The sequence below is a fragment of the Pauljensenia sp. 27098_8_83 genome (genome assembly GCF_041432695.1).
In the GTDB taxonomy this organism is placed as follows: domain Bacteria; phylum Actinomycetota; class Actinomycetes; order Actinomycetales; family Actinomycetaceae; genus Pauljensenia.
In genome coordinates, this window is sequence record NZ_JAPWAD010000002.1 from 97,765 (window position 1) to 111,366 (window position 13,602).

The following is a 13,602-nucleotide window of genomic DNA, read 5'->3' on the forward strand; positions in this document are numbered from 1 at the left end:
GTCAGGCCTGCTTGGTCGACGGCTGATAGGTCAGGCGATACTTTCCAATCTGCACTTCGTCACCGGCATGCAGCTGGATGGAATCAACGCGCTCACGGTTGACGTACGTACCGTTCAGAGAACCCGAATCGCGGACGATGTGCCCGCCCTCGGACGCGATGAACTGGCAATGCTTACGCGACACGGTGACGTCATCAAGGAAAATGTCGGCCTTGGGAGAGCGACCGGCGTTGGTCACCTCCGGATCAAGGAGGAAACGCGCACCCGTGTTCGGCCCGCGCTGAACAATGAGCAGCGCAGAGCCCGCAGGCAGGGCCTCCACTGCTTCGCGATCACGAGCAGACAGCGCAACGGGTGCCTCTTCGACCTCATCAACCACAGGCGCCAAGCCGAAAACTGAGGTTGCAGTCGGATCGAACGGCTGGTTGTCAGACATTGTGCGCTCCAATAAGTAAGAAGATGGACTCTGATAAGTGTAAACGTTCGCCTTGTATCAGGCGCGAGAACGCCGGTGCGAAACGCCTGCAGCACACGACATCACCCGTAGGTCGCAAACTGAGGTGGCTTCGGAGTAGCGATCGACGAAATCGATAGATCATTAACCGGCGTGATCGTCACCGTCGCCCCCTTGGCTCGCATTTGCGCCGCTGAACCAGCTTGAATGTCGAGGGCTGTCGCAATCGTCTGTCCTTCGCCGATCACCTTCCACGTATACGGAGAGGAGATCGGGGTGCCATCGACGACGATCGAACCAGCCTGGCCAGTGAACGCCGAACGCGTGGACAGACGCACGCCGTTGAGTTCGATGGCCTCGGCACCGGCGTTACGAAGCTCCCCCAGGGTCTGAACAAACTGCGTAGGCGTCAGATTCGCGCTGGGGTCCGTCACACCCACCGTCACACCGGGGCCGTGCACCGCGACAGTGCCCGCTGCAATTTGCGCCTGAGTCTGCGCTTTACGTGTGGCCTGCTCGCGAGCGTCGGCCTCACTGGCTGCGCTGCGCAGGTCGTCGAGTTCGCTGGAGAGTTCGCCGCGGCGATTGCGCAGGTTTTGTTCCTGCGTACTGAGCTCATCGAGAACAGTCACGAGGTCCTGTTCCGAGAGCCCCTCAAGCGGATCCGAGCGTTGTGCGCGCACCTGAGTCGCCAAGGCAAATCCAAGAATCATAAAGATCACGAGCATCACGACGTGGAGCCCGCGGGGCAGCGCGAAGAATGCTTGGCGAGCGCGCGTCCACAAACGGGGGTGGACGCGTTCTTCACGGTGGGTGCCGTGCGCGCGCGTGAGCTTCTCGGGTGTCTCGTCGCTGGCGCGAGCTGTCGAGGATTCTTCGTTCATCTCAAGCCTTCAGCAGTAGGCGGCGAATCGATGCCGTATTGGAGAAGATACGGATGCCAAGAACGACGACAACCGCCGTCGTCATTGCCGAGCCGACACCGAGCTGCGTCCCCAGGAAGACGAGGAGGCAGGCCACGACAACGTTCCAGAAGAAGGACGTGACGAAGACTCGGTCAGCGAAGCGGCCCTCAAGCCACGCTCGCCCGGCTCCAAAGAGAGCATCGAGGCCCGCCACAACGGCCACGGGCAGGAACGGGGTGAGCCACGCTGGCACCGTCGGGTCGAGGAGCACACCGAGAACAATGCCGATGATTAAGCCGATAACGGCAATCATGAAGAACCTCCTTCGTTGGATGCTCCCACCGGCGTTGCGTAGTGGGAGTCCGTAAGCGTGAGCGCTTCCATCGTGATGTTGTCAGAGACTTTCGAGGAGACGGTCATACCGGTCACTGACTGCGCCGCCGACAGGTAGTCTCCCGTAGCCCCTCGCACAAGAGAGACAGACAGGGCGTTAGAGTCGCCGATCGCAGAAACTTCGTAGGGCGAAGACACGGGCGTGACATTGACGAGGATGACGGAACCGGCCGTGCGCACGAAGGTGTCAGGGCCAATCCGTTGACCGTTGACAGAGATTGCGTCGGCGCCAGCAGCCCACAGTGCATTGACGACCATCGCAAGATCCTGGTCACGTACCGCCCCACTCCCCTTTCCGGGACCGCTACGATCCGCGAGCGTAACGGTGATGCCGGGGCCTCGTACCGGAGTCGTTGCAGTCACCATGTCCTGTGCCGGATCGGCGGCTGCGCTCGCGCCCGATTCGGAATACTGATCGATGGCGCGGCCCAGCGACTGCACGTCATCATTCAGGGCTTCGACGGTCGCCGAGCGCTCGGACGCCTGAGTCTTGAGATCAGATTTCACGTCCCCCGAAGGTGCGCGGAGCGAGGAGGTTGCAACGATAGACCCGAAACCGAGTGCGACTGCAACTGCGAAGACGCCAATTTTTCCGATGAGACTCGCTGGCCTCGAACCGTGATCGGTACGATAGTGTTCATAGCCCGCATCCAGGGGATTGGCGAGCAGGGAGTTCAAGAGGGACATCGAGGCCGCAGGGTCGACAGGGACGGCATGGGTGGCCTGCTCCGCCTGCCCTGCCGCGTTACCTCGATGTCCCCCGTGTGTCACTGGTCCTGCTTCCAACGGCGCTGCACGCGCTCGTCACGCTCAAACGCGTCGAGATGCTCGATGACGATGCGGCGCAGCTGCGCGGGTGCATCACTATTGGTGTCGAGCCAGGAGCGCAGCAGGCCTACCGAGCGGGACACGCTACCGTCACGATCGATATCGAGCCCGTACGCGAGCACCCCATTGGCATAGCGCAGTGCCATACCAATCGTGTGGGACTCCCAGTAGGAACGAAGACGATCGACGGCGGCCTCAATGCCCGGTTCACCTTCCCATGACGAGGCCTGCAAACCGGCAAGCGTCGCGGTGAGGAAGTCGTTCGACAGAGTCTCCGAATACACCGACTCCCACGCGTGGCGGCGCGCTTCCTCGATTGGCAGAGAAGCGAGCGCCTCGACGCTCATGCGCGCTGCTTCGCCCGAACCGTCGGCGCTGCGCCACGCTTCAATGGCACCCGCATCGACGAGGCCTCGCGCCGCCAGCGCTCGGCGCGCGCGCCAGGCAATGTCAGGGTTATCGCTCGCTGCAAAACTGCGCACGGTCGCCTCGTACTCGTCTCCACCGCGTGCCGCGAACTCGGCGATAAAGGCGCGCGTGTAAGAGCGCCAGGCATCGGCGTCTTGCGTCTCACGAGACAAGCGGATCGTGGTGGCCAGGACCTGATCGTGCACGTCTGCGCGCAGGTCACCCGGCAGGAATGACGAAATCGCTTCAGCGACGAAGAGAAGCAGACGATCACGGATGGCTGGCTCAGTCTCCGAGGGCACGGCCGTGAGGACGGCGACGATGAAGCGGCGCGGATCCAGCAAGCCGTCGCGCACCGCGTTCCACAAAGACGCCCAGATAACTGCGCGCGTCAGCGCGACGTCGATCGACCCCACGTAGGTGAGCGCGACGTCGGTCGAACGCTCATCCAGGCGCGAAATCGCGTAGGTCAGGTCGTCGTCGTTAACGACGACAAGGTCAGCGGAGGCGGCTCCGCCGGGAACCGCGAGGAGCCCATCGGGATCAATGGGAGCCTGTTCGCCTTCGATGCGCACGTCGAAGCTGTGCGTACGTTCGAGCGCACCGGCGGCGACCCGCCACGTAGACACGGTGACACGGTGGGGACGCAGAACTCCCCCGCAGGCCTCGCCGCTCTGATGCAGCGTGAAGTCTGTGATCGCACCAACTGCATCCGTCACCCATGAAGCGGACAACGTCGACGGACCGGAGGTCTCCAGCCACGCGTTCTTCCACGAAGAGAGCTCCTGGCGCGAAGCACCCTCAAGCGCAACAAGCAGATCCTGCAGGTTGGTCGCGCCGAACTTGTGCTCGGCGAAGTAGCGGCGTGCGCCCTCATAGAAGGCGTCCTCACCGACCCAGGCAACCAGCTGCTTGAGGACGGACGCACCCTTGGCGTAGGTGATGCCGTCGAAGTTGGTCTTTGCAGCTGCAACATCCGGAATGTCGGCGGCGATCGGGTGCGTGGTCGGCATCTGGTCCTGCGTGTAGGCCCAGATCTTGCGGTTCATCGCGAAGTTCGCCCATTCTCCGACGTAACGCGTGGCGGTTGCAATCGCGCTGGCACCCTGGTTCTCGGCAAAGGATTCCTTCAGCCACAGGTCATCCCACCACGAGGGCGTGGCGAGGTCTCCGAACCACATGTGGCACATTTCGTGCAGCGTTGTGTTCGCGCGGCGCTGGCGCTCGGAGAACGTCGGTGCCGAGCGGGAAATGTAGTTTTCGTTGAAGGTGATGCAGCCAGGGTTTTCCATGGCACCCAGGTTGTATTCGGGCACGTATACCTGGTCGTAGGAGCCCCACGGGAACGTGACGCCGTAGCGTGCATGGTAGAAGTCGAGTCCGGCGCGGGTCACCTCGAAAACATCATCGGAATCGAGGTAGCGCGCGAGGGTACGACGGCACAGGAGTCGCAGCGCCAGCTCGGCGTGCCCGCCATCCGACGCACCACCGCTCCAGGTGCCTCCCTCGATGACCGCCCACGGGCCGGCAACGATCGCCGTGATGTAGCTAGAGAGCGGACGGGTCGGCGTGAAGTCATGGCGGAGCGCGCCCCTCTCGTCTACAGCCTCGACGCCTGTCTCAATCCCGTTGGAGGAGACAACCCAACCCGCCGGTGCGATGACGTGGAATGTCCATTCCGGCTTCACGTCCGGCTGATCGATGCACGGCCACGCGCGGTGGGCATCGTTGGGCTCGAATTGGGTGTAGAGGTAAACCTCGCCGTCCTCGGGATCGGTGTAGCGGTGCAGGCCTTCACCGCTTCGCGAATAGCGCGCGAGAGCGCGGACCTGAAGGGTGATGGGCTCCCCTACCGGCAGTCCGCCAACCCACACTCGGTCTTCATCGTCCTCGAACGGGTGAGGGGCACCATTGAGGAGGACCTCGGTGACATCACCCACGATGTCGATGAAGGTGCGCTCCTCGTCCGACGTCATCGTGAGCGTCGACGTCACGGGATAGGTGGGGATCGTGGTGTCCTGGGCGCCTCGGATATCGACCACGACGTCGATGGCGGAGACGTGTAGATGGGCAGCGCGATCTGTTGCTTCGTTGCGTGTCAAAATCTGCATGACACCCATCCTACTGTGTCACAGCCCGTCTGTGTGGCGCGCGCCGCCGCAGCGACGAACTACAGTAGGGACATGACTTCAGTGATTGATATTCGCCCCACGGTTGCCCCAGTGTCACTCGCGACCGCGCTGTCGGGCCTGGAGATCCAGGGATTTTTTGCCCCCGACGGTACCCCCGCATCGATTGCCGACTCGACGTTATCCCTGCGCGGCATCACCGTTTCTTCCGACGACTGCGAGCCGGAGTGGCTTTTCGTGGCGATTCCCGGCCTGAAGCAGCACGGAATTCGTTTCGCTCACGCAGCGATCGAGGCCGGGGCGAGCGTTGTTCTCACCGACGAGGAGGGTCGCACGCAGGCATTTGAACGAGGCCTGGGGGTCCCCGTCGTTCAGGTCGCCGACCCGCGTGGTGTCGTTCCGTGCCTGTGCGCCAACGTTTACGCCTCCCCCGCCACGCGTTTGACCACGATGGCTGTCACCGGCACGAACGGTAAGACCACGACCTCGTATCTGATGCGCGCGGCCATCGCGTCACGTTTCCCCAATGCCTCGCTGTGCGGCACCGTGGAAACGCACGTCGGCCCGATTTCGTTCGAGGCCGTACGCACGACCGCTGAGGCACCCGTCATCGCCCGCTTCCTGGCAGCCACCGAGGAGTATGGTTGCGGAGCCGGTGTCATTGAGTTGTCCGCTCACGCTCTCTCGCTGCACCGCGTCGACGGAATCATCTTTGACGTTGCGGCTTTCACAAACCTGCAGCACGACCACCTCGACTACTACGGCGACATGGAGAACTACTTCCAGGCCAAGGCCCTGCTGTTTACGCCTGAGCACTCCCGCCGCGCCGTCGTATGCGTCGATGATGAGTGGGGCCGTCGCCTCGCCCAGCAGGCGACGGTCCCTGTGACGACGGTGTCCGCGCTGACTGACAACGACGCCGACTGGCAAGTCCGCGATGTGACGCCTGACAAGACGATCGGTCGCACCGTCTTCACCCTCGTCGATCCCTCGGGCGCTGGCCACCGCGTCGCGATGCCCATCCTCGGCGAGGTCAATATCCAAAACACCGCGGTCGCGATCGTCAGTGCCGTCAGCTTGGGTATTGAACTCGCTGAGGTCATCGGTGCGATTGAGGATGCTCCCCAGATCCCCGGCCGCATGGAAAAGGTCAACCCTACGCCGGGCGGCCAGCCGCTCGTCATCGTCGACTACGCGCACACTCCAGAGGCTCTCGAGTGGACATTGCGTTCGACCCGCGAACTGACGGAGGGCAACGTCGTCATCGTCTTCGGCACCGATGGTGACCGCGATGCCACCAAGCGTGAGGAACTCGCCGCAATCGCCGCCCGCGAAGCAGACATCCTGTGGGTGACAGATGAGAACCCGCGTACCGAGGACCCCCAGTCGATTCGCGACTATCTGCTCCGAGGTATCGCCTCCGTACGCCCTGACATGGCCGACGTCACCGAGGTCACGACCTGCCGACGCGATGCCGTGCGCCGGGCAATCCTCGCGGCCCAGCCCGGTGACACCGTCATCATTACGGGCAAGGGCGCCGAGTGGTATCAGGAGATCCAGGGAATCCACCACCGCTACAACGACGTTCCCGTCGCCGCCGAGGTCCTCGAAGGCGACGTGCGCGCGCACGAGTAACGCACCGTTATCTGTGAACTGGCGCGCCGCCGGGGCTCCCATCGGGCCTTTGCGGCGCGCCACGCCGTAGACTGAGCGGGTGAATGACTTTGACAATCAGCCCGACGCGTCCGCCGAATTCGAGGCCGACACTCTCGACAACTACAGCGCCGACGAGGCCGCGGGCTCGTCCCTCGCCCTCGAAATGAGCGACAAAGAGTCGGAGGCGCGCGCTCGCGTCATGCGCGCCAACCTCGACCAGTTCGACCTCGACGAGGAAGACCTGGCGCTTCTGGCCGGCGAAGCCGCGCTCGCGGAAGCAGGCGATGTTGCCGCGGGTCTGCCCGTTCTCGCTGTCGTCGGTCGCCCGAACGTCGGAAAGTCCACGCTCGTCAACCGTATTCTGGGGCGGCGCGAGGCCGTTGTGCAGGATACGCCCGGCGTGACTCGAGATCGCGTCTCCTACCCGGCCGAGTGGGCGGGCCGCGACTTCACGCTCGTTGATACGGGTGGCTGGGAAATTGACGTCAAGGGCCTGGACCGTTCCGTTGCTGAGCAGGCAGAGATTGCGGTTGACCTGGCCGACGCCGTCGTCCTCGTGCTCGACGCAACCGTCGGCGTGACAGCCTCCGATGAACGTATCGTCGAGATGCTTCGGTCGAAGAAGAAGCCGATCATCCTCGCCGCGAATAAGGTCGACTCCCCGCTGCAGGAAGCAGACGCGGCGTACCTGTGGAGTCTCGGCCTCGGCGAGCCCCACCCCATTTCAGCCCTGCACGGACGCGGTACCGGCGACCTCCTCGATGCCATCATGGAGGTCTTGCCCACCGAATCTGCCGTCGCCACGGCGCTGCCCTCTGGCGGCCCGCGGCGCGTTGCCCTGGTGGGGCGTCCGAACGTCGGCAAGTCGTCTCTCCTCAACGCCCTTGCCGGCGGCGAGCGCGTCGTCGTCAACGAGCTTGCAGGTACAACTCGCGACCCCGTTGACGAGCTCATCGAGCTGGATGGCCGCTCGTGGTGGTTCATCGATACCGCTGGTATCCGCCGAAAGATGCACCGGACGACGGGTGCCGACTACTACGCGTCGATCCGCACTCAGGCCGCTATCGAAAAAGCGGAGGTCGCGCTGGTCCTTATCGATGGTTCAGCCCCTCTCACCGAGCAGGATGTGCGCGTCGTTCAGCAGGTGATCGATGCAGGACGGGCCCTCGTTATCGTCACGAATAAGTGGGATCTCGTCGATGAGGAGCGACAAAAGGAGATTAAGAACGAGCTTGAGCGTGAGCTCGTGCAGATCCAGTGGGCGCCGCGCATCAACCTCGCCGCTAAGACGGGATGGCACACGAATCGCATCGTGCGGGCTCTGGAGACCGCGCTCGAAGGCTGGGAGACCCGTATCCCCACGGGGCAGCTCAATGCATTCCTCGGTCAGCTCGTCGCCGCTCATCCGCACCCGCTTCGCGGCGGCAAGCAGCCTCGTATCCTCTTTGGCACACAGGCGTCGAGCAAACCTCCGCGCTTCGTCCTCTTCACAACCGGATTCCTCGACCCTGGATACCGTCGTTTCATCGAGCGTCGTCTGCGTGAGACCTTCGGTTTCGCAGGGACACCGATCCAGATTTCGGTGCGCGTGCGCGAGAGGCGTCGCAAGTAGTCTTCACGACAGGTCACAAGTAAGGGCGGGATACCACATCGGTGGTATCCCGCCCCGCTATCTGTCGCGCCCACTTGTGCCCGTCTACGCTGTTATCCACAGGCCATGACTGATCCGTGCGAGTATCCACAGGCCACGACGGATTCGTGCGAGTATCCACAGGTCTCCCCTGACGCGTTGACGCAACCCTCGCCGAGGAGCAGGATCGCGTTATGACTACTTCACACCACTCCCCTCTTCCCCTTTCCATTCCCAATGGGCTCGTACGGTGCAACGATGGCCTCATCCGCCCTACCTGGGCCTCCCACGACGAACTTATCCGTGACTATTACGATCGTGAATGGGGACTCCCCGTTCACGACGAGGTCGGCGTGTTTGAGTGCCTCGTCTTGGAAGGCTTCCAGGCCGGACTCTCCTGGCGTACGGTACTGGACAAGCGCGAGGCCTTCCGGGAGGCATTCGAAGGATTCGTCCCCGACCGTGTCGCGGCTTTCACGACCGCGGATATCGATCGCCTCGTGGGCACACCCGGCATTATTCGTAATCGACGAAAGATAGAGGCGGCGATCACGAACGCGCGTGCGACGGTCGCCTTGCGCAGCGAGGCCGATCCGACCGCTGCGTCGCACCTCGGCGAACTCGTCTGGTCATACCGCCCTGCGCAGGATCCGCGTCCCCGCTCGCAGGAGGAAGTGCCCACGCAGTTGCCGGAGTCGCTGGCTCTGGCCACCGACCTCAAGCGCAGGGGCTTTCGATTCGTGGGACCCACAACAATGCTCGCGCTCATGGCCGCGATTGGCATCGTCAACACGGACATCATTGGAACGCATCGGCGCCCGGCCTAGCATCGAAACACGGCAGGCACACCTATCACTCGCACATACTCACTGGCTGGCTCTATCTGGCATGATGGTCCCATGGCACTGTCACAGAAGCTTCTCAGCCAGGACGAGATCGTCGTCCGCCACATGCATACTCACATCAAGAAGCTGCTGCCCGCGATCATCGTCGAGTCCATCCTCGTGATCGCCGCCGCAGTTGGCTCCTTCTACGTCCCCGAGAACGCGCGCTACTGGGCGCTCGCAACCATCTGGATTGCGGTTCTTCTCCTATCGATCCCGCTCATTCTCGTCCCCTGGATCAAGTGGATTACGACTACCTACACGGTGACCACGAAGCGCGTCATTACGCGCACGGGCGTCATCAAGCGCACCGGCCACGATCTGCCCCTCACGCGCATTTCCGACATCCAAATCGAAAAGGACTTCGACGACCGCATCTTCGGCTGCGGGACGCTCGCTCTCCAGACCTCGGCAGACGATCCGTTGCTCCTGCGTGACGTGCCAAAGGTTGAGAAGGTGCAGGTCGAGATCTCGAACTTGATCTTCCACGATATCCAGGGCGCGATCGACGCGGATCCGAGTAGCTAGTCACTCTACGGGACACTCACTGCGCAGCAGCGAATACAGTGGCGTCATGTTCGATTTGCACGGTTTCGAAATGACGGTCTTTAAGCTCCTGATCGGTATCATCCTGATCGTCCTCCACCTGCGCCTCACGGGCAAGCAGCAGACGGTCCAGATGACGCCGATCGACTTTATCGGGAACTTTATCCTCGGTGGCACTATCGGCGGCGTGATCTACAACCACACAATCTCGTTCGCGGAGTACATCAGCGTCCTGATCGTCACCCTCGCGATCGTCTCCGGCCTCAATTACCTGACGTCGAAATTCATGTCGACGCGCTCGCTCGTGATGGGAAAGGCGTACACGATCATCGAGGGCGGGCGATTTACTCAGGACGCGCTCGACGGCACGGATCACAAGCTCGACCCAGTCGAGTTCCTCGCTGAGCTACGTGGCATGGGCGTTTTTTCTCTCAGTGAGCTAGCCCTCGTCCAGCGCGAAGCCAACGGCTCCCTGACTGTTCGCCGCAAGGGTGAGGGCGGTGTTAACTACGTTCTGGTCTCTAACGGTCAGGCGGTGGCCGACAACCTCGAGCTGGCTCATCGCGATGAGGAATGGCTGCGCGGTGAACTCTCCTCAGCTGGTGCTGGTGAGCTCGAAGACCTGTTCATCGTTGAGCTCGACGCCGATAACCGCCTCAACATCGTCGATCAAGCGGGGAACACAACTGGGATGACGGTTTCGGATCCCGCCGTTCATGAGGTGACGACGGTGACTGAATTCAAGAATCCCGACATGCAGTCGCCATCGCTCGAGGATTTCGAAGCGCACGACAAGCAGGGCGACGCACCAACGCTCTGACTACCACACGTGAGCGACGGAACGTTCTCACCCCGGCCTCGTTCCACTCCGAACGAGGCCGGGGTAACTTGTGCGCGAAGGAACGGACTTACGATCGCACAGGTTCGCGGCAGGCTTTGTGTACGTGCACGGGGCACCTTCCGCGACCTCGTATTAGCGGCCGCCCCGGTGATAGCAAGCAGGTCGAAACCATCCCCGTTGACGACTTCGACCTGTGAAACAGTTTACTCCAGGCCCTGACGTGCTTATGGCCCCCAACACGCATCGTAAGACCATCCTCCACCTGTGGAAATCGGCTGATCTTTTCCGAAAAATCACGTTTTACCGGGCGAAATAAAGACGACTAAATCCGGATCACATTTCGGTTACAAAATGTGGGTGGTCACACCCGTCAGGACGGAGGTCCCTTCCACGAAGAACACCGCAGACCAGGGGGCGAGGCATACAAAAAACCGTGAGGAAAATTCCCTCACGGCTTTTTCGTCGGGCTGGCGGGATTTGAACCCACGACCCCTTGACCCCCAGTCAAGTGCGCTACCAAACTGCGCCACAGCCCGTATTCAGTTCGTCGCCGTCGCGACCTGTAGAACTATAGCGCACCCAATGATTGAGAAGCAAGCCGACAGGCGTGCGCCACAACACACCACCACCTGCCGACAACACACGACACACTCCATCTCCACCGTCTGGGTGCACGTATCGTCACGCGGAACAAGCGGTCCTGACGTGTCTACGCAATTACACTGATACTTATCTACCGCCAACACGCATCGTGGGAGTACCGCTTATGGCTACCCGTCGTCTTCTGACAATCTCAGCGTCACTCGCCCTTGCCCTCACGGGTATCGCAGCGCCATCTGCTGGGACCTGGGCCGCATCATCAGCGCAGGCACGCTCGGTCATCGCCAGCACAGAGAGCACCCCCTCAAGCGTTGTTACTACCGGGCACACTGTGCAGGCAAGCTCATCGGTACCAGCACCGACGCGTCGACGTTTCCGGTCACGCAGGACCTCCCATGACCCGGTATCTGTCCTCATCTCCCTAATTATTTTCGCCTTGCTCGCCGGCGGCTATTTCCTCTACCGATACATTTCTTCCCAAAACGGGGGCCGTCAATCGCGGATGATGAATTACAACGGCCCCAGCGGACCGCAGTATGGAGTGACAGCCGGAAACTATGGTGGCGCCCAGTATCCACAGAACGGAGCTCCCATGAACACTCCCATGCAAGCAGGAGGCGGCTACCCGGCGGGCGACTATGGCTACCGCTACGGCAATCAGCAGGGCGGTTCCCCCTCGTCCGGCGCAAATGGCCCGTACGGTCCTTACGGAACCGGCTACTGACGTCGCGCAACCGCGTGCACGGCTCGACAATCCGCAACGCGAGTGCACACGTAAACCTCACATTGTCTGAATCCACCACATGACAGAGACCACGTCAATTCACCCATCACCGAGTACATTCGGCGAGGTCCCAATACCGCTGCGCTAGACTACCAGATCGTGCCTGGAGGGAACACACATGCTGTCTCATCGGCTCCTCATCTGCGGAGCTACCCTCGCCTGCGCGACGACCACTCTCGTTGGTCTTGCGCCGCACGCGCCTGCCGAACCGGCCGTGTCGCCCATCGCAAGCACCTGCCACATGTCTGCATCCGGTGCCACGAGCACCCGCAGCGTCATATCATCCCTTCACCCCCAGGTAAGCGGCACGTCAAGCACCACTGCTCCCGCGCGCCGCACCACCTCGACGAGTTCAGAATCAGGGGCGACTGCTCTGGCAGTCCTCATCATGATCGGGGTCTTCTTCGTCATCTTGTTACCGGCCTGCATCATCCAGGCGATCGTCTACCGACGAGCGCGCAAGAATATCCACGACATGCCGAACTACACCAGCGCCAACGGCCCCCAGTACGGAGTAACGGGCTATCCGCAAGGTACCGAGCCACCCGGGCGCTCGTGGTATACGGGCTTTAGCCCGCCGTGGTCATACAAGCATCCCTGCACCGGACGGCAGGGCACACCCGGGTCTTTCCCCGCGAACGGCTACGGCACCGCACCCGATCAGGGGCCAGCCTACGGCTACGGCACGCAACCCCCCGGCGGAGCCTCGAAAGGACAGAACAACCCGGGTTACTGACGCGAACATGGGTGTGCCCCGCACCGACAGGTGCGGGGCACACTCACGCACTTGCGCGTATTACTGAACGTCACGGCGTGCCAGGTCCGCGTCCACGTAGGCGAGAACGGCCTCGCACACTCCCTCGATGTCGAGGCCCGTGGAATCAACGGTCGCAACGCCGGGTGCGGCGACCATGAACTCTGATACCGCGGAGTCTGCTTTGTCTCGCCCCTCTACCTGGGCGCGCACGATCTCCATGTGCTCCTCGGTCGCGTCGCCGTACAGCTCGAGCGTACGTCGACGCAGGCGTGCCTCCTGATCGGCGAGCAGAAGAATACGGACATCAGCGTCGGGGCAGACCACGGTCGTAATATCGCGCCCCTCTGCAATCATTCCGGAACCTTCTTCTCGGGCCTCCATCATGCGCCTGCGCTGCTCCGCCGCCATCCACGCGCGCACATCAAGATTCGTCGACACGTGCTTGATCTCCAGGGCGATGCGCGGTTCACGGATCTCCTCGGTGATCTCACGCTCCCCCACCCACACGTGCGGATCTGACGGGTCAGAAACCAGACGCAGCGGCATCTCGTTTGCCGCCGCTGCAACTGCAGCGTTGTCGGTCAGATCAATGTCCCGATCCAAGCAGTACCACGTGAGCGCACGGTACATCGCGCCCGTGTCGAGGTAGCCGATGCGGAGCCTCGTCGCCAGGGCCTTCGAGACCGTCGACTTCCCAGAGCCGGCGGGACCGTCAATAGCGATCGTGATACCGACGCGCGAAATGGCGTCCTGACGCATCGAGTCGTTCATAGCTGCATTCTCCTCA

The 13,602-nt window shown here is 62.2% G+C and carries 13 protein-coding genes and 1 tRNA gene; 7 read left to right on the forward strand and 7 right to left on the reverse strand.

Going from position 1 to position 13,602, the window contains the following annotated elements:
• Window position 1: 1 nt before the first annotated feature.
• The 5 genes from O3656_RS01535 to pepN form a co-directional block, all read right to left on the reverse strand.
• Complete coding sequence (locus tag O3656_RS01535; protein ID WP_500062300.1) at window positions 2–436, reverse strand: FHA domain-containing protein; 435 nt, start codon at window positions 434–436, stop codon at window positions 2–4.
• A 101-nt stretch (window positions 437–537) separates the two neighbouring features.
• The gene (locus O3656_RS01540) at window positions 538–1,338 is read right to left on the reverse strand and encodes a DUF881 domain-containing protein (RefSeq protein WP_500062301.1); all 801 of its coding nucleotides are present in this window, start codon (window positions 1,336–1,338) and stop codon (window positions 538–540) included.
• A gap of 1 nt (window position 1,339) precedes the next feature.
• Complete coding sequence (locus tag O3656_RS01545) at window positions 1,340–1,672, reverse strand: small basic family protein (protein ID WP_007589292.1); 333 nt, start codon at window positions 1,670–1,672, stop codon at window positions 1,340–1,342.
• On the reverse strand, window positions 1,669–2,523 hold the full coding sequence (locus O3656_RS01550; protein ID WP_500062302.1) for a DUF881 domain-containing protein: 855 nt from the start codon (window positions 2,521–2,523) through the stop codon (window positions 1,669–1,671). The genes O3656_RS01545 and O3656_RS01550 overlap by 4 nt, the downstream gene beginning before the upstream one ends.
• Window positions 2,520–5,099, reverse strand: coding sequence for an aminopeptidase N (gene pepN, locus O3656_RS01555; RefSeq protein ID WP_500062303.1), 2,580 nt, complete (start codon window positions 5,097–5,099; stop codon window positions 2,520–2,522). The genes O3656_RS01550 and pepN overlap by 4 nt, the downstream gene beginning before the upstream one ends.
• Window positions 5,100–5,171: 72 nt before the next feature.
• On the opposite strand from pepN, the gene O3656_RS01560 reads away from it, so the two are divergent.
• The 5 genes from O3656_RS01560 (at window position 5,172) to O3656_RS01580 (ending at window position 10,653) form a co-directional block, all read left to right on the forward strand.
• On the forward strand, window positions 5,172–6,752 hold the full coding sequence (locus O3656_RS01560; RefSeq protein ID WP_500062304.1) for a UDP-N-acetylmuramoyl-L-alanyl-D-glutamate--2,6-diaminopimelate ligase: 1,581 nt from the start codon (window positions 5,172–5,174) through the stop codon (window positions 6,750–6,752).
• A gap of 79 nt (window positions 6,753–6,831) precedes the next feature.
• Window positions 6,832–8,385 (forward strand): ribosome biogenesis GTPase Der, encoded by a 1,554-nt coding sequence (gene der / locus O3656_RS01565; RefSeq protein ID WP_500062305.1) that lies wholly within the window; start codon window positions 6,832–6,834, stop codon window positions 8,383–8,385.
• Between the two features lie 212 nt (window positions 8,386–8,597).
• Window positions 8,598–9,230: a DNA-3-methyladenine glycosylase I gene (locus O3656_RS01570; protein WP_500062306.1), complete on the forward strand. Its 633-nt coding sequence runs from the start codon at window positions 8,598–8,600 to the stop codon at window positions 9,228–9,230.
• Window positions 9,231–9,302: 72 nt separating this feature from the next.
• The gene (locus O3656_RS01575; protein WP_500062307.1) at window positions 9,303–9,815 is read left to right on the forward strand and encodes a PH domain-containing protein; all 513 of its coding nucleotides are present in this window, start codon (window positions 9,303–9,305) and stop codon (window positions 9,813–9,815) included.
• Window positions 9,816–9,861: 46 nt separating this feature from the next.
• Window positions 9,862–10,653, forward strand: coding sequence for a DUF421 domain-containing protein (locus O3656_RS01580; RefSeq protein WP_500062308.1), 792 nt, complete (start codon window positions 9,862–9,864; stop codon window positions 10,651–10,653).
• A 483-nt stretch (window positions 10,654–11,136) separates the two neighbouring features.
• Here O3656_RS01580 and O3656_RS01585 read toward each other — a convergent pair.
• Window positions 11,137–11,210: transfer RNA gene (locus tag O3656_RS01585), tRNA-Pro, on the reverse strand.
• 656 nt (window positions 11,211–11,866) lie between these two features.
• On the opposite strand from O3656_RS01585, the gene O3656_RS01590 reads away from it, so the two are divergent.
• Both O3656_RS01590 and O3656_RS01595 read left to right on the forward strand, forming a co-directional pair.
• On the forward strand, window positions 11,867–11,998 hold the full coding sequence (locus O3656_RS01590) for a hypothetical protein (RefSeq protein ID WP_500062309.1): 132 nt from the start codon (window positions 11,867–11,869) through the stop codon (window positions 11,996–11,998).
• 178 nt (window positions 11,999–12,176) lie between these two features.
• Window positions 12,177–12,794, forward strand: coding sequence for a hypothetical protein (locus O3656_RS01595; protein ID WP_500062310.1), 618 nt, complete (start codon window positions 12,177–12,179; stop codon window positions 12,792–12,794).
• Window positions 12,795–12,854: 60 nt separating this feature from the next.
• On the opposite strand, the gene cmk is transcribed toward O3656_RS01595, so the two are convergent.
• Window positions 12,855–13,586, reverse strand: coding sequence for a (d)CMP kinase (cmk, locus tag O3656_RS01600; RefSeq protein WP_500062311.1), 732 nt, complete (start codon window positions 13,584–13,586; stop codon window positions 12,855–12,857).
• Between the last annotated feature and the right edge of the window lie 16 nt (window positions 13,587–13,602).